Below are 22,825 nucleotides of genomic sequence, written 5' to 3' on the forward strand. Positions count from 1 at the left end.
CTTGTCGAAGGACGAGGGCGTAGACCTAGTGGGCCTGCAGGCCGCGGGCCTTGGCCCCGGCCTTGGACTGGGCGCGGGCGCTGGAGACGTCGGCGAAGCTGACCGGCTTGCCCTTGTTGCCCCAGGCGGTGCGAACGTAGTTCAAGAGGCCCGTCAGCTCGGCGTCGGACAGGTCGTCCTTGAAGGCGGGCATGCCGGCCCGGCCGTTGAGCACGACGCCGGCCATGGTCTTGCCGTCGCCCTGCACCAGCGGCGAGCCGGCCAGGGCCGGGAAGGCGCCCTTGACGCCCTTGCCGGTGACCTGGTGGCAGGCCGAGCAGTTGTCGGCGTAGAGGGTCTGGCCGGGCGGGGCGGCGAGGGCGGACGAGGCGGCGCCGGCGACGAGGCTGAAAGCGGCGAGCGCCGGGAAAGCGTGGCGAAGCATCAGGTCTCCGAGGGTCTGGATGGGGTTCGTCACGCGGCGCGGACGCGGGCGTGCAGCTTGGCGATCTGCTGCCAGGCGGACTCGATGGCCCCGGCCTGCCAGCCGCCGAGATAGCTGAGGTGCTCGCCGGCCAGGTAGAGGCGGCCGTCTGGCTCGCACAGCACCGGATAGGCGGTCTTGCGGCCTTCTTCGCCCCACTCGGCCCAGCCGCCCAGATTGTGCTCGGCCAGGTGCCAGCAGAACGAGAAGGCGTTCTCGTAACTGTCGGCGTATTCGGGGAACACCTTCTGGCCGCCGGCCACGGCGAAGGCGGCGCGCTCGGCGGGGCTCTTGGCGCTGATCCTCGCGGCCTCGCCGCCGAACGAGTAGTAGCCCAGGAGCACGCCCTTCTGCGACTGCCAGCCGGTCGAGGGCAGGCTGATCGTGCCGATGCCGGGCATGTCGTTGTAGATGTGGCCGCCGTAGATGAAGTGGTCCTCTTCCCAGAAGCGGCGCTTCATCTGCAGGCCGATCTTGTTGACCGGGGCGTAGGCCACGCCCTCCATCGCCGCCTTGAACGGCTTGGAGGCCTGCATGTCGACGCTGCGCAGCACGCTGAGCGGGATGGTGCAGATGCAGTAGTCGGCGACGACCTCTGCTTTCTTTCCGGCGGCGTCGCGGTAGCCGATCTTCACGCCCTTGGCGTCCTGGCCGATGCTCTCGACCACGCAGGAATAGCTGATCTTGTCGGCGACGTTGCGCTCGAAGGCCTTGGCCAGCTGGTCCATGCCGCCGATCGGCTGGAGCATGGTGCGCTGCTGCTCGTAACCGGCGACCGAGGTCAGGGTGCGCCAGGCGCCCGAGTGCAGCACGTCGGCCATGCTGCGCGGGGTCGAGGGCTTGCCGGGACCGGGCGAGACGCCGGCGCCGGGATGGACGTCGAAGCCGCGGCCGTCGGTGCCGGTATAGGCCAGGTCGGTCGCCGACAGGCGGCCCTCATTGACCATGTAGGCGACGAAGAGGTCGCGGTCCTGGGTGGTGAGCGCGCCGTCGAGGCCGCCCTTGGAAGCGACCTTGGCCATCAGCTCGGCGGCGTGGCCGCGGGCGTCGGCGGCGATCTCGCCCTTGCGCACGGGCTTGCCCTTCAGCGGGCCCTCGCCCTTCTCGAAATAGACATAGGCCGCGTCGTTGTCGTTGACGAAGCTCTCCAGCGGCACGCCGAAGAGCTTGGTGTAGTGCAGCGTCGAGCGGTGGTGGTACGGGATCCGCCAGGGGCCGTGGTTGATGTAGAGGCCCTCGTCGAACTGGCAGGTCTGGTCGTTGCCCAGGAGGTCGACGTGGCGGAAGCCCTTGCGGGCGGTCTGGCAGCGGCCGCCGGCGAAGCCGCGGGCTTCCAGCACCTGCACCTCGTAGCCGTGCTTGGTCAGTTCATAGGCGGCGGTCAGGCCCGCCAGGCCCGCGCCCAGCACCACCACCTTGATCCCCTTGCCGCCGCCTTCCAGCGGGGGCGGGGCGGCCTGGGCCGAGGCGAAGCCGTAGCCCAAGGCGTCCATGCCGGCCATGGCCAGCGACACCCCGCCATAGGCCGCAAGGCTTTCGAAAAACCGTCGGCGCGTCAGAACCGCGCCAGATGCCGAAGTCGCTCGACCGTCCATACGCCACCCCGTGTTCTTGTCCGCCTGCCGGATGTTTCGGCGGCGCGACCATCTCGAAATCCCCGTCTCGGCGGGGCAATCCCTTTAAGCCAGGCAGGGCGGCCAGCGCGTCGCGGAACGGCGTTGTGCCGCCTGCTTGGGCGCCCTGATCGCGGCTTGTGCGAAGTTGGGGCGCGGCGAGCGCGTCCCGTTGAATCGCCTTCGGAAAAGGGAGCCGGACGGACGCCCGACTCCCTCGTTGCCGATGCGATGGAAGGGCGACCTAGAAGGTGTAGGTCAGGCGCCCGTAGTAGTAGCCGCCGTTGATCCCGAACGGCGAGAACGCCGGGTACTGGGTCACGCAGCCGCCGCCTGAGGCGACGCAGGCCGACTGGAAGGCGGCCGAGAACTTGTCCGGATACTCGTTGAACAGGTTGTTGGCGCCGATGGCCGCGACCACGCCGACCGGGAACTTGTAGGAGATCTCCAGGTCGGTGAGGGCGGTGGCGCTGACCACGGTGTTGAGCAGCGGACCAGTGCCCGGGTCGGCCAGGGCCGAGGCCTTGCCGTAGAAGGTCTCGGTCAGGCTGACCGTGACGGGGCCGAAGCTGTAGAGGCCGTTGATGCCGATCTTGTACTTGGGCGCGGCGGTCTCGAGCAGCGAGGCGGCGTTGCCGGCGAACAGCACCTGGCCGGTCGGGAAGGCCGTGCTGGTCACGCCCAGCGCGGCCGGGGCCGACTTCACCTTGGTGATCTTGGTCTTGTTGTAGTTGCCGCTCAGGGTCCAGTCGATGCGGCCATAATCGCCCAGGTCGGTCGGGTAGGAGACGACCACGTCGACGCCCGTGGTGCGGGTGTCCAGGCCGTTGGAGAAGATGTTGATGCCGGTGCTGGTGACGGTGTTGTCGAGGATGTTGCCGTTGGCGGCGATGGCGGCGTTGACGTTCGGGTTCACCACCACGCCGTTGCGCAGGCCGTAGACCGAGCTGGAGCCGAAGATGCGGTCTTCCAGCTTGATGCGGTAGGCGTCGATCGTGGCGGTCAGTTTCGGGATCGGGTGGGCCACGACGCCGAAGCTGTAGTTGGTCGACTTCTCGGGCTTCAGCTTCTCGATGCCCAGCAGCGCGGCGGCCGCCGAGTTCGGGGCCAGCTGCACGAAGGCCGAGGTCGGCGAGACGTTGGTGGCCGAGTAGAACGACTCCGCCAGGGTCGGGGCGCGGAAGCCGGTGCTGACGGTGCCGCGGATGGCGAACATCTCGTTGAAGTCGTAGCGGCTGGTCAGCTTGCCGACGGTGGTGTCGCCGAAGTCGCTGAAATCTTCGTAGCGCAGGGCCACGTCGACCTTCCAGGGCGTGACCGGCGAGACGGCGAGGTCGGTGTAGAGCGCCCAGCTGGTGCGGCTGTGGCCGCCGGCGTCGGTCTTGGAGAATCCCGGATAGGACTGCGAGCCTTCCTTGTAGGTCGAGGCCGCGTCGCCCGCGCCGATCGCGTAGGTGTCACGGCGCTGCTCGATCCCCAGGGCGACATCCAGCGGCGTGGCCAGGCCCACGTCGAAGCCGCGGGAGAGGTCCAGGTTGTTGGTCCACTGGGTGGTCTGCCAACTGCCGGCGTGGAACGAGGTGGGGGTGAAGCCCTTGGTCGTGAGGGTCGAGGTGTCGGTGTAGAGGCTGGCGTTGGCCGAGTCCTCGACGCGGACCTCGATGTCGTCCTTGCCGTAGGTGGCGCTGAGGTCGAGGTTCCAGCCGGCGACGACGCCGGACAGGCCCAGGGTCAGGGCGTAGTCGTCCTCGATGATCCGTTCGCGCGGGCTGAAGCCGTTGGGGAAGGGCCGGTCGGCCGCGCCCATCCTGCCCTGGATGCGGTTGTAGCGGCGGTAGTTCTCGTAGGCCGACGCGTCCTTGTGGCCGTAGGTGCCGAACGAATAGACCTCGAAGTCGCCGGGCAGCTCGACCCCGCCATTGAAGGCCAGGACGTGCATCCGGTACTCGGCGTCGCCCGAGATCAGGTTCAGGTTCGGATAGCCCTTGATCTGGCTCTCGACGGCGTTGTTGGCGGCCGAGTAGCTGGGGCTGGCGGGGTTGTAGACGCGCTGGTCGGGCAGGCCGCGGTTGGAGAAGCCGTGGTATTTGCTCTCGACCGTGAAGTTCAGATAGCTGTTCTCGGTCGGGGCCGTGCCCAGGTTGGCCGAGAACGAGGCGGTCTTGCCGCCGCCGTCGAAATACTCGCCGCCGGTGACCGAGACCGCGCCGCCCGACTCCGACTTCTTGAGGATGATGTTGACGACGCCGGCGATGGCGTCGGTGCCGTACTGGGCCGCGGCGCCGTCGGTCAGCACCTCGATCCGACCGATCGAGGCCATCGGGATGAAGCCGAGGTCGGCGGCGGCGGCGCCCTGGTAGGGGCCCGACAGCACGGCGAAGTTGCCGGTGGTGTGGCGGCGCTTGCCGTTGATCAGCACCAGGGCCTGGTTCGGCGACAGGCCGCGCAGGCGCGCCGACAGGGTCAGGTTGGCGGTGTCGCCGCCGAAGGCCTGGGCGTTGAACGACGGCACCAGATTGGCCAGGCCCAGGCGCAGGTCGACCTGGCCGGTGCGCTCGAGGGTGGCGGTGTCGACCACCTGGACGGGGGCCGGGCTGTCGGCGACCCGCAGGCCGGTCTGGCGCGTGCCGGTGACGATGACGGTGTCGAGTTCGACGGAAGGATCAGGCGCGGGCTCGGCCGCATGTGCGATGGTCGAAGTACCGATGGCGATCGACAGAGTCGAAATGCTCGCGGTCAAGATTTTTTTGAGATTATTGTTCACTAGTGCCCCTCTCCGCATAGTCAATGCATGACTGATGGCTCCTTCGTGGGGTCCGCCCTAATCGTGTTCTTATTGTTGGAACGCGAATACTAGACTGAACAGCGGTTTTGGCCGCGGTTCAGCGTTCATCAGGCGGGCGGGTTCGGCAATGGGGGAGGGGACGAGGAAGGGCTTTGCGGGCCTTCTTCGTATACGGCCGCCACATTTCAGGGCGCCGACCGCAGGTTTCCAGATTGTGCTGATCATCACACCGGCAACTCGGATAACGCCGTTTGATTTTACGCGCACGGCGACGCCGACAGACGGTTCCCCGGTCCGGGCGCCAAGGCCGCCGCGACGGTGAAATCGCGGCGGGACCCTGTCGGCGCTGGATTTCGGCCCGAACGGCGTGTGGTGAAAATTGCCGTTCCAACCCATTTTTTGACGCGTCGGCGGCAAACTTGGTCGCAAGCGGTTCAGAAAAACTCCAATTCAATTCCCATCGATTCAGTGGGAATTGGCCGGCGCCGGCAATGATCCGGCACGACCTGTTCGTTTCGTCAGCATCGGGACGACGCGCCGGCATTTCCTGAAATGTGGATTGCGGGCGCGCTGTCGCGGCGGGGAGCGTCGGGTCGCAGTTCTGGAGGGGATACCATGAACACTCGCCTACGCGTCGCCCTGCTGGCGACCACGACTCTCTGCGCCGCCGTCCTGGCCGCGCACGCCAACGCCCAGGAGGGCCAGGCCGCGACCGTCGAGGAGATCACTGTCGTCGGCTCGCAGATCAAGGGGGCCAAGGTCACCGCCGCCCTGCCGGTGACGGTGGTCGGGGAGGACCAGATCCAGGCCACCGCCGCCGTCTCGGGCGACGACCTGTTCCGCGCCATCCCGCAGATGGGCGACGTCAACTTCAACTCGCAGTACCTGCCGGGGACCAGCAACAGCGCCCGCGGCGACGTCGGCTCGGTGAACCTGCGCAACCTGGGCATCGGCAACACCCTGGTGCTGCTGAACGGCCGCCGGGTGGTGACCCACCCGACCAGCCAGGCCAACGACAACCTGGTGCCGGTGCTGACCTACAACTCCAACGCCATTCCGGTGACGGGCCTGCGCCGCCTGGAAGTGCTGCGCGACGGCGCTGCGGCCATCTACGGCGCCGACGCGGTGGCCGGCGTGGTCAACACCGTGCTGCGCGACGACCTGGAGGGGCTGAACGTCGCGGCCCAGTACGGCTTCGCCGAGGGCACGAACCTCAAGGAGTACAATTTCAACGCCTATGGCGGGCATAACTTCGCCGAGGGCCGCGGCAATGTCAGCGCCTTCTTCTCCTATGACGCGCGCACGCACCTGCGCTCCAACGAGCAGGCCTTCACCGCCTCGGCCGACCGCCGCTCGCTGTTCGCGGGCACCCGCTTCGCCGGCGCCACCAGCCTGGACGGTCGCGGCACGACCACGCCCTGGGCCTATCTACAGACGCCGCAGAGCTTCGGCACGGTGCGCCAGGGCGCGACGGCCCTGACCAGCAGCGCCGGCTACTTCCACATCCAGCCGACCACCTTCTCGGGCTGCCAGCTGAACATCGGCAACGGGCTGTGCATCGACGACGGCGCGATCGCGACCTCGGGCGTCGACCGTGACCTGCGTTTCGACGCCGCTTCGCTGGGCACGACGGTGATCCCGTCGGTCAAGCGCGCCAACCTGTTCGCCACCGGCAAGTACGAGATCAACGACAGCGTCACCGCCTTCGGCGAGCTGGGCGTCTATCACGCCAAGACCAACGCCGGTCAGGCGCCGATCTCGACCCTGTCGTCGGGGGTGATCACCATCCCGGCCAGCAATTACTGGAACCCGTTCGGCCCGACCGTCTTCGCCAACGGTTCGGTCAATCCCAACCGCCTGCCCAACCTGAACGTCCCGGCCGCGGGCCTGCCCGTCACGCTGCGCGGCTACACCTTCGCCGACCTGGGCCTGACCCAGGTGGACGTCACCAACAAGCAGTACCGCGTGCTGGGCGGCCTGCGCGGCGAGAAGTTCGGCTTCGACTGGGAGTCGGCGGTCGTCTACTCCGAGGCCACAGCCGAGGACGTGGCCGACAACATCTCGACCACCAAGCTCTACGCCCAGCTCGCCCTGTCGACGCCGGACGCCTACAACGTCTTCAACGGCTCTGACCTGCTCTATACCAGCGGCCCCGACAGCACCCGCAACAGCCAGGCGGCCATCGACGCCATCCGGGTCAAGACCATCCGCCGCACCAAGAGCACGCTGGCGCTGTGGGACTTCAAGGTCTCGCGCCCTGATCTGCTGACCCTGCCGGGCGGCGACCTGGGCGTCGCCTCGGGCGTCGAGTTCCGCCGCGAGACGCAGCTGGACGACCGCGACAGCCGCATCGACGGCACGACCACCTTCACCGATCCGATCAGCGGGGCGGTGCTGAGCGACCTGATCAACTCGAGCATCAACCCCGACACCAAGGGCCACCGCACGGTGGGTTCGGCCTATCTGGAACTGGCCGTGCCGCTGGTCTCGCCGGAGATGTCGATCCCGCTGGTCCACCGCCTGGAAGGCCAGCTGGCCGGCCGTTACGAGCGCTACAGCGACTTCGGCGACACGGCCAAGCCCAAGGTCGCCCTGGCCTGGGACGTGATCGACGGCGTGCGCTTCCGGGGCTCGTGGGCCCAGGGTTTCCGCGCCCCGAACCTGGAGCAGATCAACGCCTCGATCATCTCGCGCTCGAACACTCGCACCGACTACGCCTTCTGCGAGGCCGACCTGCGGGCGGGCCGGATCGGCGCCTTCTCGTCGTGCTCGCGCTCGCAGCTGACGACGGCGCGGCGGGCGGGCAACCCGGACCTGGAGCCGGAAGAGTCCGAAACCCTGTCGTACGGCGTGGTCTTCGAGCCGAAGTTCGTGCCCGAGGCCTTCGGCCGCCTGACCTTCACCGCCGACTACTGGAAGGTGAAGCAGACGGGCCTGATCGGCGTGTTCGGCGAGGGCAACGCCCTGATCCTCGACTACCTGCTGCGCCAGCAGGGCTCGAGCAATCCGAACGTGGTGCGCGCCGCCCCGACGGCCGACGACGTCGCCGCCTTCGCCGGCACCGGCCTGACGGCCGCCGGCCAGGTGCTGTACGTCAACGACAAGTACACCAACCTCCAGCCGCAGGTGGTCGAGGGGCTGGACTTCGGCTTCCTGTGGAAGCTGGGCACCGACCGGTTCGGCGACTTCGACCTGAACGTCAACGTCGCCCACCTGCTGAAATACTACCAGTCGCCGTCGCCGGGCATCGCCGAACTGCTGAAGGCGCGCTCGGACGGGGTGATCAACGCCGGCACCACCATCACCGGCGGCGGTGATCTGCTGCGCCAGAACGGCAAGCCGGAATGGAAGTGGTCGGCGGCCCTGACCTGGCGCTACGACCGCTTCACGGTCGGCGGCTTCACCCAGTACATCGGCGACTACGACGACACCGCGCTGATCGACTCCTCGGGCCAGCCCTGGGTGGTCGACTCGACCCTGACCGGCAACCTCTACGGCGAGGTCGACATCGCCGAGATCGGGACCAAGCTGCGGCTGGGCGTGCGCAACGTCACCGACGAGCAGCCGCCGCTGAGCGCGGCCGGCTACGACGGCACGGTCTACACGCCCTACGGCCGCTACTGGTACTTCAACGTCAAGAAGCGGTTCTAGCCGCGCGAGCAAGCCCCGGGCCGCCGCGTGCGGCTCGGGCGTCTTCCTTTCAAGAATCAGGGAAAATCCCATGACATCGCGTTCCGCCCGCATCCTGCTCGGCGGCCTGTGCGCCGCGGCGCTCTCGACCTCCCTGGCGGTCGCGCAGACCAGGCCGCTGGCGGTGGTCAACGCCGAGATCTTCGACGCCACCGGCGCCGCGCCCTATCGGGGGACGCTGGTGGTCAAGGATGGGCGGATCGTGGCCGTCGGTCCCAAGGTCAAGGCCCCAAAGGGCGCCAGCATCGTCGACGCCAAGGGGGCGGCGCTGATCCCGGGCCTGTTCGACGTCCACACCCACTGGACCCCCGCCGGCGCGCCGGCCGTGACGCCGCAGATCGCCGACGCCTATCTGGCCTCGGGCGTGACGACGGTGAACGACTTCCACCAGCAGCCGGAAAGCTTCGCGCCGCGCCGGGCGTGGCTGGGGACGCTGACCGCGCCGCACGTCAATTTCGTCGCGCGGATGAGCACGCCGGGCGGCCACGGCGCCGACTGGGCCGACCAGGCCACCACCCGTTGGGTCGACACCCCCGAAAGCGCCCGCCTGGCGGTCGAGGAGATCGCCGCCTACAAGCCCGACGCCATCAAGGCCTTCACCGACGGCTGGCGCTATGGCTCGGCGCCTGACAACACCAGCATGGACGCCTGGACGCTGAAGGCCCTGACCGAAGCGGCGCACAAGCATAACCTCAAGGTCCTGACCCACACCGTCACCGTCGAGCGCGGCAAGGTGGCGGCGACCAGCGGCGTCGACGTCATCGCCCACAGCCTGCAGGACGAGCCGGTCGACGCCGACACGATCGCGGCGATCAAGGCTTCGGGCCTGTTCTACGCCCCGACCCTGGCGGTCTATGAACCGGTGAAGCCCGGCGCCAAGCCGCCGACCGATCCCGACAGCCCGCGCAACGTGCAGGCGCGCCGCAAGTTCGGCTACGCCCTCGGCAATGTGAAGGCGCTGTTCGACGCGGGCGTGCCGGTGGCCCTGGGCACGGACGCAGGCATGCCCGGCACGCCGCACGGCCCCTCGACCCTGCGCGAGCTGGAGCTCCTGGTGCAGGCCGGCCTTACGCCCGCTCAGGCCCTGGTGGCCGGCACCGCGACCAGCGCCAAGGCCATGAACCTGCTGGCCGATCGCGGCACGCTGGAGGTCGGCAAGCGGGCCGACTTCGTGCTGGTGTCCGGCAAGCCGTGGGCCACCATCACGGACGTGCGCAGGACCGAACGGGTGTTCCTCGACGGCCAGGCGGTGTTTGGCACGGGCGCCGTCCGCGCCCTGGCCAACGACAGGCTGACGCCGCCGGCGGTGAAGGCGACCGCGCTCATCGACGACTTCGAGCGCGCCGACGGCCGCACCAGCCTCGACACCCTGCGGCTGGACGATTTCGACGGCGGTCGCGACCGCAGCCTGGAAGTCTCGCAGGTCATCACCCGCGAGGGCGGCGGCAAGGTGCTGAGCGTCGGCGCCCGCATGGCCACCAAGGACGACGCCTCGGCCGGCGTGCTGTTGCCTCTGACCCGGGGCTCGGTGGTCCCGGCTGACGCCACGGCGTTCAAGGGCCTGAAGTTCGCCGTCCGCGGCGACGGCGGTTCCTATGTCGTGACCCTGGTCGGTGCGGCCGGCCGCTGGACCACCAAGGTCGAGGCCGGCCCGCAGTGGAAGCGCGTCGAGCTGCCGTTCGCCGCCTTCAAGCCGGTCGCCGTGCGCGGCGAGGCCCCGGCCTTCACCGGGACCGACCTGCTTCAGGTCGGCGTCGAGGGCGAGCGCGCGGCGGGGACCAGGCTGTGGTTCGAGCTCGACGACGTGGCGTTCTATTGAGGGCGTGGCGCCTGGTCCTCGCCCTTCGACAGGCTCAGGGTGAGGACCACTACTGAGCGTGCGTTAGAAAACCTCATCCTGAGCTTGTCGAAGGACGAGGTTTTCGCTGCTTGGGCGCGGACCGTGATCTGCGGGCCAACAGTCCCTGTCGCCGGACCGTCATGGACGGGCGCTAGAGGGCGGTTTTCCGATCCGCCAGCGCCCGGTTCCGCCATGATGAAGACGCGTCTTTCGCTCCTGCTCGCCGCCGGCGTCCTGGCGCTCGCCCTGCCGGCGGCGGCCGCGCCGCCGATCCCGCCCCTGACCCAGAACGGCGGGACCTGGGCCTCGGGCCACGTGCAGGGCGTCGCCGTCGATCGCAAGGGCGGCTACGTCTACTACTCGTTCACGAACCTGCTGGCGAAGTACGACTTCGACGGCAGGCTGGTGGGGACGTTGGTCGGCTGGACCGGGCACCTGGGCGACCTCGACTTCAACCCCGAGGACGGCCGGCTCTACGGCTCGCTGGAATACAAGAAGGACCAGGCCTTCTACATCGCCGTGATCGACGTTTCCCGGCTGGACAAGGTGGGTGTCGAGGCGGCCAGGAGCGATCTTTTCCGCACCGTCTACCTGCCCGAGGTGGCCAAGGACTACGCCGCCGACCTGGACAGCGACGGCCGGTTCGATGGCGACACGGCCAAGACGGCCGACCATCGCTACGGCTGCTCGGGCATCGATGGGGTCAGCTTCGGGCCGGCCTTCGGACGCAGCGACGGTCCGCGCTACCTGACCGTCGCCTACGGGATCTATGGCGACGAGGGCCGGACCGACAACGACCACCAGGTGCTGCTGCAATACGACGTCGCCGACTGGGCGAAGCTGGCCCGGCCGCTGTCGGAGGCCGCGCCGCACCACGAGGGCCCGGCCGCGCCGCGCGACAAGGTGTTCGTGCGCACCGGCAACACCCGCTTCGGCGTCCAGACCCTGGCCTATGACGAGACCCTGAAGCGCTGGTTCATGGGCGTCTACCAGGGCGCCAAGTCGACCTTTCCCAACTACCTGCTGTTCGCGGTCGACGCGGAAACCGCGCCGGTCACGGGCGACCTGGTCGGCGTGCCGGGGCCGGGCGGCAAGGACTGGGAGCAGGGCAGGGTGCTGCCCCTGGCCGCCGACGGCCTGAAGGACGAGGCCAGCGGCGTGCGCGGCTGGAACCAGAAGGCCGACGTCGGCTTCCAGCCGATCGGCGGCGGGCTGGTCTATGTGGCGGCCAATTCCAAGGTCGACGGCCGGCAGACCGCCGACCTGACTCTGATGCGTTGGACGGGCGACGCGGCGCGCCCGCTGGTTCCGGCGACAGCGGCGGACCTGCACTCGCCCGGAGCGAGCGCCCGGGACTGACTGTCACAAACCGCGTCTAGGCAAGGCGCCGACTCGCTGCGGGGAAAGTCCGGTCCTGGACCGCTCCCCGCGCCAGCGCAACGTCCAGCCAGCGGATCAGGATGACCGGCGCCGACAGGGAAAGACAGCGATGGTTCGTGCGCAACGTGCTGCCGCACGAGCCGGCCCTGCGCGGCTGGCTGTCGCGCAGCACGCCGGCGGGCGTCGATCCCGAGGACGTCATCCAGGAGGCCTACACCATCCTGGCCGAACTGGAGACGGTGGAGGCCATCCGCTATCCCCGGGCCTATCTCTTCCAGGTGGCGCGCTCGGTGATCATGCGCCACGTGCGGCGGGCCAGGATCGTCTCGATCCATGCGGTGGGCGACCTGGAGCGGCTGGACCATCCCGACGACGCCGCTTCGCCCGAGCAGCACGCGCTGGACCGGGACGAGCTGCGGCAGCTGGCCCGGGCGATCGCGGCCATGCCGGCCAAGGTGCGCGAGGCCTTCGTGCTGCGGCGGGTGGACGGGCTTTCGCAGCGCCAGATCGCCGAGCGCATGCGGATTTCGGAGAATACGGTCGAGACCCACATATCGCGCGGCGTTTCGTTCTTGATTGATTGGTTCGGCCGTAGCGGAAACAAGCGGTCCCAAACCTCTAGTACAGTGGATGCGGAGATCGCCTCGCCAGATGGCCGAACGAGACACCAGTCGAGACATTGACGAAGCGGCGTCCAACTGGACGGCGCGGCTGGATCGTGGGCCGCTGACTCCGGAGGAAGACCAGGCGTTTCAAAGCTGGCTGAAGGGCGATCCCCGCAGCCGGGGCGCGCTGTTGCGCGCCCAGTCGCTGTTCATGATGAGCGAGTCCGCCCAGGCCCTTGGCGCGCATTACGACCCGGCCGACTTCCAGGAGCCGGCGGCGCCGAGGCCGCGCGGGCTGTCGCGTCGCGGGGCCCTGCTGTGGGCGGGCGGCGCGGGGGCGGCCGCCTCGCTGGCGGCCCTGGCCGTGGGCGTGCCGGCGGCGGGCGCGGTGACCAGCACCCGGCGCGGCGAGATCCGGCTCGTGCCGCTGAAGGACGGCTCGACGGTGCTGCTCAACACCGACAGCCGCATCCGCGTGCGCTACGGCCAGGGCGAGCGGTTCGTCGCCCTGCTGAAGGGCGAGGCCTATTTCTCGGTGGCGCGCGACGAGCGGCCGTTCGTGGTCGAGGTCGACGGCCGCCGGCTGCGCACCCGCCAGGCGGGGTTCCGCGTACGCAAGCTGGCCGCCGATCCCGTGGATCTTCTGGTGCAGCAGGGACGCGTGGACGTGACCATCCCCCGGCTGACCGCGCCGTCCGCCAACCTGGCGCTGGATGGCAATACTCGGTTGGTGATGGCCGACCTTGTCCCGCGCCCGCAGCCGATCACCCCGGCGGTGGTCACGCGCGAACTGGCCTGGCGCGAGGGCAAGCTGGCCTTCGAGGGCGAGAGCCTGAAGGAGGCGGCCGACGCCTTCGCCCGCTACAGCGACACCCGCATCGCGATCCCAGACCCGGCCCTGGCGCGCGAGCCGGTGGCGGGTCTGTTCGCCGCCAACGATCCGGTCGGCTTCAGCCGCGCCATCGCCCGGGTGTTCGACGCCCGGCTGGATCAGAAGGGCGACCTGGTCGTCCTGAGCCGGGCTTCGGCCCCGACGGGCGCTTCGGACTGAGAATTTTTTGTGACCGGTCACGGAAGCCCGCGGCCGGCGGCTCTCAACCCGCGACGTCGCGATCTGGGCGACGATTGGGGGCTGACTGCCGATGACTTCCCGCTATTCCATCCTCGCCTGCGGCGTCGCCGCCGTGGCGCTCGCCGTCGCCTCGCAAGTCCAGGCGCAGGACCGCGACTTCGACATTCCGGCCCAGCCGGCCGTGCGCGCCATCCCCGAACTGGCCCGCCAGGGCCAGGTGCAGATCGTGGCGCCGGCCCGCCTGCTGGACGGCGTGCGCACCCCGGCCGTCAAGGGCCGAATGGACGTGCGCACGGCGCTGTCGCGACTGATCGCCGGCACGCCGCTGCGCATCGACAGCGACGACGGCCAGGTGATCACCCTGAAGTCGGCGGGTCCGGCCGGCGCCCGTCCGTCGGCGGCGGCGGGCTCGGGCGTGGTGCGCGGCAAGGTGCTGAACACCGCCACCGGCCAGTACGTGCGCAACGCCCAGATCCGCGTCGAGGGCACGACCATCGTGGCCTTCTCCGAAGACGGCGGCGACTTTCGCCTGACCGGGGTGCCGGCCGGCGAGGTGACGGTGGCGGCCAAGTACGCGGGCCTGGAGACGGCCCGCACCGTGGTGACCGTCGAGCCCGGCCAGACCGCGGCGGTGACCTTCGACCTGACGGCCTACGCCGCGGCCGGCGGCGACGCGGTCGAGGCGGTGACGATCACCGCCGCCCGCGACGGCCAGGCCGCCGCCATCATGGAGCGCCGCGCCTCGACCAACGCCAAGAACGTGGTGGCCGCCGACAACTTCGGGGCCCTGACCATGGGCGACGTCGGCGAGTTCATGAAGAACATGCCCGGCGTGTCGCTGGACTACACCGAAGTCGACGCCACGGCCGTGCGCATCGGCGGCCTTGATCCCAAGTACTCGACCTTCACCACCGACGGCGCGCGCATGGCCACGGCCACGTCGAACAACAATTCGGGCCGCCAGAACTCGTTCGAGCAGATGTCGATCACCGGCATCGACTCCATCGAGCTGAACAACACCCTGCAGGCCAGCATGGACGCCGACAGCCCCGGCGGCTCGATCAACCTGCGCAGCAAGTACGCCTTCCAGCGCAAGAGCCGCCTGCTGCGCTTCCAGATCGGCGGCGTGGGCACGTCGGACTCCACCCTGTCGCGTCAGTACCTGCCCGACGACAAGAAGCACATGACGATCTACCCCTCGGCGCAGATCGGCTATGGCGACGTGTTCCTGGACGGCCGGTTGGGCGTGGCGTTCAACGCCAGCTACAACGCCAACTTCGTCCAGCAGGACCGGGTGCAGACCGACTGGTCCTACCTCGCCGACGGCCGGGTCATGCCCTACCAGGTGATGTGGCGTCCGGGTCCGAAGCTTACCAGCCGCAAGGCCGCCAACCTCAGCGTCGACTACAAGATCACCGACAAGCTGGCGCTGTCCCTGCGCAGCACCTACTCGTTCTACGACGTCGAGTACTTCAACCAGTACACCTACCTGATCTTCGGCACGACGACGGTGTCGCGGGCGACGGCCGACTCCACGCCGACCCACATCGTCGTGAACCCCAGCACGACCAACACCCGCCTGCACACCCAGTATTCGCACCGCTACGCCGGCACCCCGGCCTGGGTGTTCGCGCCGAAGCTGGAATATCGCGGCGACACCTTCGAGGCCCTGTTGCGCGCGAACTATTCCAGCTCGCAGTTCAATTTCGAGGACAACGACCAGGGCTTCTTCGCCCGCACCGACAGCTACCTGACCCGCATCGGCTTCACGCTGGATCGCGCGTCGGAGGACAGCAACGCCTGGACCATCAAGCAGACGGCCGGCCGTTCGTGGAGCGACCCGGCCAACTTCAACCGCGACGACGACATCGGCAACAACATCCGCACGTCGCAGTCGAACGCCAACAACCAGATGTATGGCGTCAACCTGGACCTGAAGAAGCTGCTGGCCATCGGCGACGTGCAACTGAAGCTGCTGGGCGGCGCGGCTTTCCGCACCAACATGTGGAAGACCAACGAAGGCTCGTTCAAGCAATTCCAGTACGTGGGTCCCACCGGCGACCTGACCCAGAAGGCGCCCGAGGCGGTCATTCCCTGGACCCAGAACTACCAGTTCAAGATCCACGGTTTCGACGCCGGCAACATGAACGAGCAGGGCTGGCGCGCGGACAACAACTACGCCGTCTACGACATCTACCAGGCCCATCCCGAGTACTTCGTGCCCGACACCGTGGGCAACCTGAAGCGCCAGCTGGATAACAACAAGAAGATCGGCGAGGAGGTCAGCGCGGCTTACGTCGAGGCCCAGCCGCGCCTGGGCAAGGCCCAGTTCGACCTTGGCCTGCGCTACGAGAAGACCAAGACCCAGGCGCGCGTCGCCGACATCCGCTCGGCCAAGGAAGTCACCGCCGCCGGCATGTCGACCAGCACCGTCGAAGGCCTGATGTACCAGTACCGCAACGGGACCTACACGACCCGCGAGGGCGAGTACGACGACTGGTTCCTGAGCGGCGGCGTGAAGTACGACTTCAACAAGCGCCTGGTGGGCCAGGTGGCCTTCAGCCAGTCGATCCTGCGTCCCGACTACGGCAACCTGGGCGGCGTGGTGGCCGTCGACGACAACAACCTGATCGTCACCGTGCCCAACCCGCTGCTCAAGCCCGAGCACTCGACCAAATACTACGCCAGCCTGCTGTATTACCTCGAGCCGTCGGGCGTGGTCGGGATCTCGGCCTACCAGCTGGACGTCAAGGACATGCAGGTCACCGGCATCACGGTCGATCCCGAGGACGTCGGCTACAATCCGGGCGACTACGCCGGCTACACCTTCCGCAGCGCCCAGAACCTGCCGGGCACCAGCACCAACAAGGGGATCACGCTGGAGTACGACCAGCAGCTCAACTTCCTGCCGGGCGCCTGGCGGGGCCTGGGCCTGCGGGCCTCGGTCACCAAGATCGATCCGGACGGCGAGCGCGTGAACCTGCCCAAGACCTCGGCAAACTGGGGCCTGCGCTACAGCTACGGCAAGCTCGACCTGCAACTGACCGGCAACTGGCAGGACGCCTACCGGACCAGCGCGCTCAGCAACACGCCGACCACGGCCAACAACGGCATCCTCTACCGGGCCGAGCGGCAGCTGTGGAACGTCAGCGCCAGCTACAAGATCAACAAGCGCTTCGAGGTCATGCTGGCCGGCCGCAACATCTTCAACGAGCCGGACATCGTCTACTCGAACGTCCGCAGCCGGGTGCAGCAATACAGCATCTACGGCTCGATGTGGAACGTGGGCCTGAAGGGCGTCTTCTAAGGCGCTTTGGGCTCCCCGGCGGCCGCGTTCCTCCCCTCCGCGCGGCCGCCACCCTTTCTTCTTCTCGTCATTCCGTCGTTCAGATCGAAGAGGTCTTTCGTGGTTCTGCACATCGATCGCCGCAGCCTGGTGCTGGGCGGCCTGGGCCTGGGGGCCCTGGTCATGCCGGCCGGTCGCGTCGCCGCCCAACAGCTGCTGGGCGCCAGCGGCTTCACCCACAACGTGGCCAGCGGCGAGCCGGGGCCGGACAGCATGCTGCTATGGACGCGCTTCGTCCCAGCTGGCGACGCCGGCGTGGTCACGCTGCAGGTCGAGGTGGCGCTGGATCAGGCCTTCGCCAAGGTGGTCGCCGGCGGCGTCGCGCGCACCGGCGCCTATCGCGACTGGACCGCCAAGCTGACGGTCGACGGCCTGAAGCCCGGCACGGCCTACTGGTATCGCTTTGTGGCCCCGGACGGTTCGAAGTCGCCGGTCGGCCGCACCAAGACACTGCCGGTCGGGCCCGTGTCGCGCTTCGGCCTGGCGGTGTTCTCGTGTTCGAACCTGCCCAACGGCTACTTCAACGCCTACGGCCACGCCGCCGCCCGCCAGGACCTGGACCTGTGGCTGCACACCGGCGACTACATCTACGAGTACGGCGTCGGCTCGACCCGCGAGGGCGATTGGGCGCAGGGCCGCAAGGAACAGCTGCTGCCGGTCACCGAGATCCTGGCCGTCGCCGACTATCGCATGCGCTACGCCAGCTACCGCGCCGATCCTGATTTGCAGCGCCTGCACCAGATGGCCCCGATGGTGGCGCTGTGGGACGACCACGAGTCGGCCAACGACAGCTGGGAAGGCGGGGCCCAGAACCACCAGCCCGACAAGGAGGGTGACTGGAACGTCCGCCGCGCGGCCGCCATGCAGGTGTATCGCGAGTGGATGCCCGTGTCGGACGAGCCGTGGAAGGCCTATCCGATCGGCGCCCTGGCCACGCTGTACCGGACCGAGTCTCGCCTGCTGGGCCGCACGAAGCCCGCCGACCTCGGCGCGGCGTTCAAGGCGGCCGATCCGGACGCGGCGCTAAAGGCGTTCCGCGACGGGGCCTGGCGCGATCCGTCGGCGACCATGCTGGGCTCGACCCAGGAAAGCTGGCTGGCCCATGAGTTCAAGGCTTCGTCGAAGGCCTGGCAACTGGTCGGCATGGGCACGATCCTGGGTCGCACCGTGATGCCCCGGGAGGCCGTCGACTGGCTGCGCCCCGAGGTCGCCGACAAGAAGGTCGCCGGCTATCGCAACAACATCCGCGCCGCCCAGCAGGGCGTCCCGATGTGGATGGACCGCTGGGACGGCTATCCGGCCGCCCGCTCGCGCCTGCTGAAGGCCGCCCAGGCCGTCGACGCCGACCTCGTCATGCTGTCGGGCGACAGCCACAACGCCTGGGCCTACGGCCTGGTGGAGGACGGCCGTCCCGCCGGGGTGGAGTTCGCCGGCCAGGCGGTGACCTCCAACGGCATGGAAGGCGACATGGGCGCCGATCCCAAGGCAGTGGCCCAGGGCTTCATGGCCGCCAATCCCGAGCTGAAGTGGGCAGACACCAGCCGCCGCGGCTACATGATGATCGAGGTGACGCCCAGGAGCGTCGCCGGCGAATGGCTGTTCCTGAAGACCATCAGGGCCCGCTCGACCGAGCTGGCCGGCAGCCACCGGATGCGGGTCGACCGCGGCCGGCGGGTGTTTGCGGCCTAGAGCGGCGTGCGCATCATCCGGTCGATGCGGGCGGCCAGGTCCGACACCGCGAACGGCTTGGTCAGCACCTCCATGCCCGGCTGGATGTGGCCGTGGTTGAGGGCGGCGTTCTCGGCGTAGCCGGTGATGAACATCACCTTCAGCCCGGGCCTCAGGGCCCGGGCGGCGTCGGCGACCTGGCGGCCGTTGAGGCCGCCGGGCAGGCCGACGTCGGTGATCAGCAGGTCGAAGCGGGCGTTCGATTGTAGCAGGCGCAGGCCAGCCGGGCCGTCGGCGGCCTCGGCGCAGGCGTAGCCCAGTTCCTGCAGCGCATCGACGATCAGCATACGGACGGTCGGCTCGTCGTCGACCACCAGCACCGTCTCGCCGGCCGCCGCCGGGGCGGGCAGCACGGCGTGGGCGTCGATCTCGGGCGCGGCCTCCTCGCCGAAGTGGCGCGGCAGGTAGATGCAGACCATCGTGCCCTGGCCGACCTCGGAATAGATCCGCACGTGGCCGTGCGACTGGCGAGCGAAGCCGTAGACCATCGACAGGCCCAGGCCCGTGCCTTCGCCCATCGGCTTGGTGGTGAAGAACGGGTCGAACACCCGGTCCTGGATCGACTTGTCCATGCCCACGCCGGTGTCGCTGACGCAGACGGTGACGTATTGGCCAGGCTCCATGCCGCGCTCGTCGGCCGAGCGGCGGTCGAGCCACTTGTTGCCGGTCTCGATGGTGATGCGGCCGCCATCGGGCATGGCGTCGCGGGCGTTGATGCACAGGTTGAGGAGGGCGTTCTCCAGCTGGTTGTCGTCGACCAGGGTGGGCCACAGGCCGGCCGCGGCCACCGTCTCGACCTTGATCGACGGGCCGACCGTGCGGCGCACCAGTTCGACGAAATCGGCCATCAGCCGGTTGATGACGATCGGCTTGGGCGACAGGGTCTGGCGGCGCGAGAAGGCCAGCAGGCGGTGGGTGAGGGCGGCCGCCCGCCGGGCCGCGCCCTGGCCGGCCGACAAGTATTTCTCGACGTCGCGCGAGCGGCCCTGCGACAGGCGCGTGCCGATCATCTCGAACGAGCCGGAAATGCCCGACAGCAGGTTGTTGAAGTCGTGGGCCAGGCCCCCGGTCAGCTGGCCGACGGCCTCCATCTTCTGGGCCTGGCGCAGGGCCTCCTCGGCCTCGCGCAGGCGCTCCTGCTCCTCCAGCCGCTCGGTGACGTCGTAAACGAACTGGTAGGCGCCGGCCTGCAGGCCCATGTCGTCCCGCAGGACGCCGAAGCGCATCTCGTAGAAGCGGCGGTAGCCGCCCGGATCGCCATAGGCCTCGATCTTGACGAACTCCTCGCCCGCCAGGGCGCGCGACCAGACCGACCGTACCTGGGCCTGGTGCTCGGGCTGGTCGGACAGGAGGTCGAGCATGCGCTCGCCGACGCGGGGCGTGACGCCGAACACCTGCTCGAACTCGCGCACGGCCGCGCCGTTGACGGCCAGCCAGCGGAAGTCGTTGTCGACCACCTGCACCAGGGCGGCCGTGCCCTCGACGATGTCGGCAAGCACCCGGCGCTCGGCCAGGGCCGAGGCCACGCGCTGCTCCAGCGTCTCGTTCAGCCGGCGTAGGGCCAGCTCGGCGCGGCGGCGCTCGGTGATGTCCTGGAACAGCACCGCCACCTGCTTGCGCTCGGGCGGCTCGATGCGGAACGACGACAGCGACAGGTAGCGGCCGGTGGCCACCAGCTCCTGCTCGAAGCGGATCGGTTCGCCGGTGCGCAGCACGTGGCCGTAGCGCGCCACCCAGGCGTCGGCCTCGTCGCCGACCATCTCGCGCAGCCTCTGGCCGACCACGTCGGGGATGCCGGCGTGGCGGGCGTAGGCGGCGTTGGCGTCGATGTGGATATAGTCGCTGTCGGGGCCGTGCGGGCCGTCGAGGAACTCGATGATGCAGAAGCCCTCGTCCATCGAGTCGAAGAGGGTGCGGTACTTGCGCTCGCTGTCGGCGCTGGCCTGTAGCGACAGGCGCAGGTCGAGCTGGCTCATCACCTGGCGGGCCAGCACCTGCAAGGTGCGTTGCTGGAGGGGCGAAAGGTCCTTTGGCGCGGTGTCGAGCACGCACAGCGTGCCGATCGGCAGGCCGTCGGCGGTCTTCAGCAGGGCGCCGGCGTAGAAGCGCAGGTGCGGATCGCCGGTGACCAGGGGATTGCAGTCGAACCGGTGGTCGCGCGTGGCGTCGGGGACCAGCAGGAAGTCGTCCTCGAGGATCGCCTTGGCGCAGAACGAACTCTCCAGCGGCGTCTCGCGCACGCCCAGGCCCACCTCGGCCTTGAAGAACTGCCGGTGCTCGTCGATCAGGTTGACGACCGCGATGGGCGCGCCGCAGATCTCGGCGGCCAGGGCGACGATCTCGTCGAAGGCGGCCTCGCGCGGGGTGTCCAGGATGTCGTAACGGCGGAGCGCCGCGAGGCGGCGAGCCTCGCGTTCCGACGCGGCAGCGGCGTTCATGCTGGTTGCGGCCCCCCGGTCCCCGCGTGTCGACTCGCCGACGAGGAAGGCCGGCGCGGTCCCTTAGACGCTTGGCGCGGCCAAGGGTTCCACGCAAGTATGGTGAAGCTGTCTAGCCCCAGCCCTCCGACACGCCGGCGCGGCGGGCCATGGGGGTGACGGCCGACGGCTTCTGCGAGGGCTGCGGCTGGTCGGCCGGCTTGCCGTAGAGCCAGCCCTGGGCGAAGTCGACGCCGGCCTTGCGGACCACGTCCTCGACCTCGGCGGTCTCGACCATCTCGGCCACGGTGCGGACGTTGAGGTCGCGGCACAGCTCGACCAGGCGGCGGACCATGGCCCCGTCGCGGCTGTTGCCGGCCAGCTCGCGCACGTAGCGGCCGTCGATCTTGACGATATCGAGCGTCAGTTCCTGCAGGTAGGCGAACGAGGCCGCGCCGGCCCCGAAGTCGTCCAGGCAGACCAGCGAGCCCAGGCCGCGCAGGGCCTGGATGTGGCGGTTGGCGCGCGGCAGGTCGTCGATGGCGCTGGTCTCGGTGACCTCGAAGATCAGCTTGCCCTTGGCGGCCGGGGTGGCGGCCAGCAGGCGGCTGATGTGGTCGACGAAGGTCTCGCTGACGATGGTGCGGCCCGAGACGTTGACGGCCAGGCGGACATTGCCGGCGCGGTCGGCGGCGATCCGTCGGACCGCCTGCTCGGCGATGGCGTGGTCCAACTCCTCGATGATGTCGAACTCCTCGGCCATGCGGATCAGGGCGAAGGGGCTGGCGCCGTCCTCGAAGCGCACCAGCGCCTCGTGGTGATGGGCCTGGCCGCTCGAGAGGTCGACGACGGGCTGATAGGCGAGGGTGAAGCGGCGCTGGCTGACGGCTGCGCCCAGGGCGCCGGCGCGGGCCAGGGTGCGCTTGACCGACCGGTTCATCGCCTCCGACAGGGTCATCGGCGGGGTGTCCTTCAGGCCCTCGCGCAGGAAGTCGTCTAGGGCGTAGCGCAGGGCTCGCAGGCCGCGCGAGGAGGCCCCGCCGTCCAGCGGCACCACGTGGGCGCTGGCGTCTAGGGCGGCGATCTTGGTCAGGCGGGCGGCAAGCGCTTCGGGACGGTCGTCCTTGGCGCGCAGCAGGGCGAAGCGTTCGGGCGAGACCTGGGTGGCCATGGCCCCGGCGTGGCTCTCGGCGCGGACGGCGCCGGCGATCTTCATGTCGAGGGCGTGGGCCTCGGGGGCGGCCAGGCCGTCGCGCAGGGCGGACAGGCCGGCGAACTCGACCATGGCCAGTTCCAGCTCGAGCCCGGTGACGCGCGCGGCTTCAAAAAGGCCCTTGGCGATCTCCTCGAAGTTCTCGCGCGGGCGCAGGCCTGACGCGTCCAGGCCGCCGGCAGGCGCGCGGGCGGCGGTGACCGCCACGGAGGTACGTCCGAAATTGTCGGGGAGGGCGCGCAGAGTGACTCCGACGAAACGTTCCGGCTCGCCGGCGACGCGGACGGTGACCGGACCCCGGCGCTGGCCGTCGTCGAGAGCAGAGAGCGTCGCGTCCATCAACGGGCGGTCGGCCGGCGTGAACAGGTCGCGCCAGACCCGGCCCATCAGGGAGACTTCGGACTTGCCCATGATCTTCTGCGCCGCGCCCAGGGCGAGGCTGACGCGATCGCCCTCGAGTTCGAGAAGCAGGTCGGCGCTGGCGAAGGCCAGACCTAGTAGGCGGCGTGGATCGATAGACAAGGATGCAGGCTCCCCCAGAGGGCCTCATCCTACGCCCTCTTAGCTTAAGGAGCCGTGCATGGGGCGCGGCGAGCGGGGTGCGGCGGCTGGTCGCGGAATGGGCCGGACGAAGTGAAAAGAACATCTTGCGAACATAGAACAAAATGTGTAC

12 protein-coding genes and 1 pseudogene are annotated in these 22,825 nt (G+C 69.1%); 7 read left to right on the top strand and 6 right to left on the bottom strand.

Translation table 11 applies throughout. The annotated features are described in order from the left end of the window. Window positions 1-25: 25 nt before the first annotated feature. The 3 genes from SGCZBJ_RS14850 to SGCZBJ_RS14860 form a co-directional block, all read right to left on the bottom strand. A complete protein-coding gene (locus SGCZBJ_RS14850; protein WP_101718770.1) occupies window positions 26-424 on the bottom strand; it encodes a c-type cytochrome in 399 nt (132 codons plus the stop codon). A gap of 29 nt (window positions 425-453) precedes the next feature. Then, the gene (locus tag SGCZBJ_RS14855; RefSeq protein ID WP_101718771.1) at window positions 454-2,058 is read right to left on the bottom strand and encodes an NAD(P)/FAD-dependent oxidoreductase; all 1,605 of its coding nucleotides are present in this window, start codon (window positions 2,056-2,058) and stop codon (window positions 454-456) included. Between the two features lie 262 nt (window positions 2,059-2,320). Then, window positions 2,321-4,816, bottom strand: a complete 2,496-nt coding sequence (locus tag SGCZBJ_RS14860; protein ID WP_240621519.1) for a TonB-dependent receptor plug domain-containing protein — start codon at window positions 4,814-4,816, stop codon at window positions 2,321-2,323. 660 nt (window positions 4,817-5,476) lie between these two features. Here SGCZBJ_RS14860 and SGCZBJ_RS14865 point away from each other — a divergent pair. The 7 genes from SGCZBJ_RS14865 (at window position 5,477) to SGCZBJ_RS14895 (ending at window position 18,483) form a co-directional block, all read left to right on the top strand. Beyond that, a complete protein-coding gene (locus tag SGCZBJ_RS14865) occupies window positions 5,477-8,512 on the top strand; it encodes a TonB-dependent receptor domain-containing protein (RefSeq protein ID WP_101718773.1) in 3,036 nt (1,011 codons plus the stop codon). Window positions 8,513-8,582: 70 nt separating this feature from the next. Beyond that, complete coding sequence (locus SGCZBJ_RS14870) at window positions 8,583-10,370, top strand: amidohydrolase family protein (protein WP_101718774.1); 1,788 nt, start codon at window positions 8,583-8,585, stop codon at window positions 10,368-10,370. Between the two features lie 213 nt (window positions 10,371-10,583). Next, window positions 10,584-11,750, top strand: coding sequence for a hypothetical protein (locus SGCZBJ_RS14875; protein ID WP_101718775.1), 1,167 nt, complete (start codon window positions 10,584-10,586; stop codon window positions 11,748-11,750). 137 nt (window positions 11,751-11,887) lie between these two features. Then, window positions 11,888-12,454, top strand: coding sequence for an RNA polymerase sigma factor (locus SGCZBJ_RS14880; protein WP_240621520.1), 567 nt, complete (start codon window positions 11,888-11,890; stop codon window positions 12,452-12,454). Then, window positions 12,423-13,427, top strand: a complete 1,005-nt coding sequence (locus SGCZBJ_RS14885; protein ID WP_101718777.1) for a FecR family protein — start codon at window positions 12,423-12,425, stop codon at window positions 13,425-13,427. Before SGCZBJ_RS14880 ends, SGCZBJ_RS14885 begins: the two co-directional genes overlap by 32 nt. 91 nt (window positions 13,428-13,518) lie before the next feature. Then, complete coding sequence (locus tag SGCZBJ_RS14890; RefSeq protein ID WP_101718778.1) at window positions 13,519-16,755, top strand: outer membrane beta-barrel protein; 3,237 nt, start codon at window positions 13,519-13,521, stop codon at window positions 16,753-16,755. A 99-nt stretch (window positions 16,756-16,854) separates the two neighbouring features. Beyond that, a complete protein-coding gene (locus SGCZBJ_RS14895; RefSeq protein ID WP_101718779.1) occupies window positions 16,855-18,483 on the top strand; it encodes an alkaline phosphatase D family protein in 1,629 nt (542 codons plus the stop codon). On the opposite strand, the gene SGCZBJ_RS14900 is transcribed toward SGCZBJ_RS14895, so the two are convergent. The 3 genes and pseudogenes from SGCZBJ_RS14900 to SGCZBJ_RS14905 all read right to left on the bottom strand — a co-directional run bounded on the left by SGCZBJ_RS14900 (window position 18,480) and on the right by SGCZBJ_RS14905 (window position 22,674). Continuing rightward, window positions 18,480-20,516 (bottom strand): PAS domain-containing protein, encoded by a 2,037-nt coding sequence (locus SGCZBJ_RS14900; protein WP_420808162.1) that lies wholly within the window; start codon window positions 20,514-20,516, stop codon window positions 18,480-18,482. The two genes, SGCZBJ_RS14895 and SGCZBJ_RS14900, sit on opposite strands and share 4 nt — an antisense overlap. Continuing rightward, window positions 20,502-20,960, bottom strand: a pseudogene (locus SGCZBJ_RS26140) (GAF domain-containing protein); the annotation flags it as partial. The pseudogene SGCZBJ_RS26140 and the gene SGCZBJ_RS14900, both read right to left, overlap by 15 nt. Window positions 20,961-21,072: 112 nt before the next feature. Further along, window positions 21,073-22,674 carry an EAL domain-containing protein gene (locus tag SGCZBJ_RS14905; protein WP_101718781.1) on the bottom strand — a complete coding sequence of 534 codons (1,602 nt, stop codon included), beginning with the start codon at window positions 22,672-22,674 and terminating at the stop codon, window positions 21,073-21,075. Window positions 22,675-22,825 lie beyond the last annotated feature (151 nt).

It is taken from the genome of Caulobacter zeae (assembly GCF_002858925.1).
GTDB classification, from domain to species: Bacteria; Pseudomonadota; Alphaproteobacteria; order Caulobacterales; family Caulobacteraceae; genus Caulobacter; species Caulobacter zeae.

Excerpts from the sequence above, each read along its gene's own strand:
- SGCZBJ_RS14870 (WP_101718774.1), top strand. The coding sequence starts at position 8,583 with ATGACATCGCGTTCCGCCCGCATCCTGCTCGGCGGCCTGTGCGCCGCG.
- SGCZBJ_RS14885 (WP_101718777.1), top strand. The coding sequence starts at position 12,423 with ATGGCCGAACGAGACACCAGTCGAGACATTGACGAAGCGGCGTCCAAC.
- SGCZBJ_RS14875 (WP_101718775.1), top strand. The coding sequence starts at position 10,584 with ATGATGAAGACGCGTCTTTCGCTCCTGCTCGCCGCCGGCGTCCTGGCG.
- SGCZBJ_RS14890 (WP_101718778.1), top strand. The coding sequence starts at position 13,519 with ATGACTTCCCGCTATTCCATCCTCGCCTGCGGCGTCGCCGCCGTGGCG.
- SGCZBJ_RS14855 (WP_101718771.1), bottom strand. The coding sequence starts at position 2,058 with ATGGACGGTCGAGCGACTTCGGCATCTGGCGCGGTTCTGACGCGCCGA.
- SGCZBJ_RS14865 (WP_101718773.1), top strand. The coding sequence starts at position 5,477 with ATGAACACTCGCCTACGCGTCGCCCTGCTGGCGACCACGACTCTCTGC.
- SGCZBJ_RS14850 (WP_101718770.1), bottom strand. The coding sequence starts at position 424 with ATGCTTCGCCACGCTTTCCCGGCGCTCGCCGCTTTCAGCCTCGTCGCC.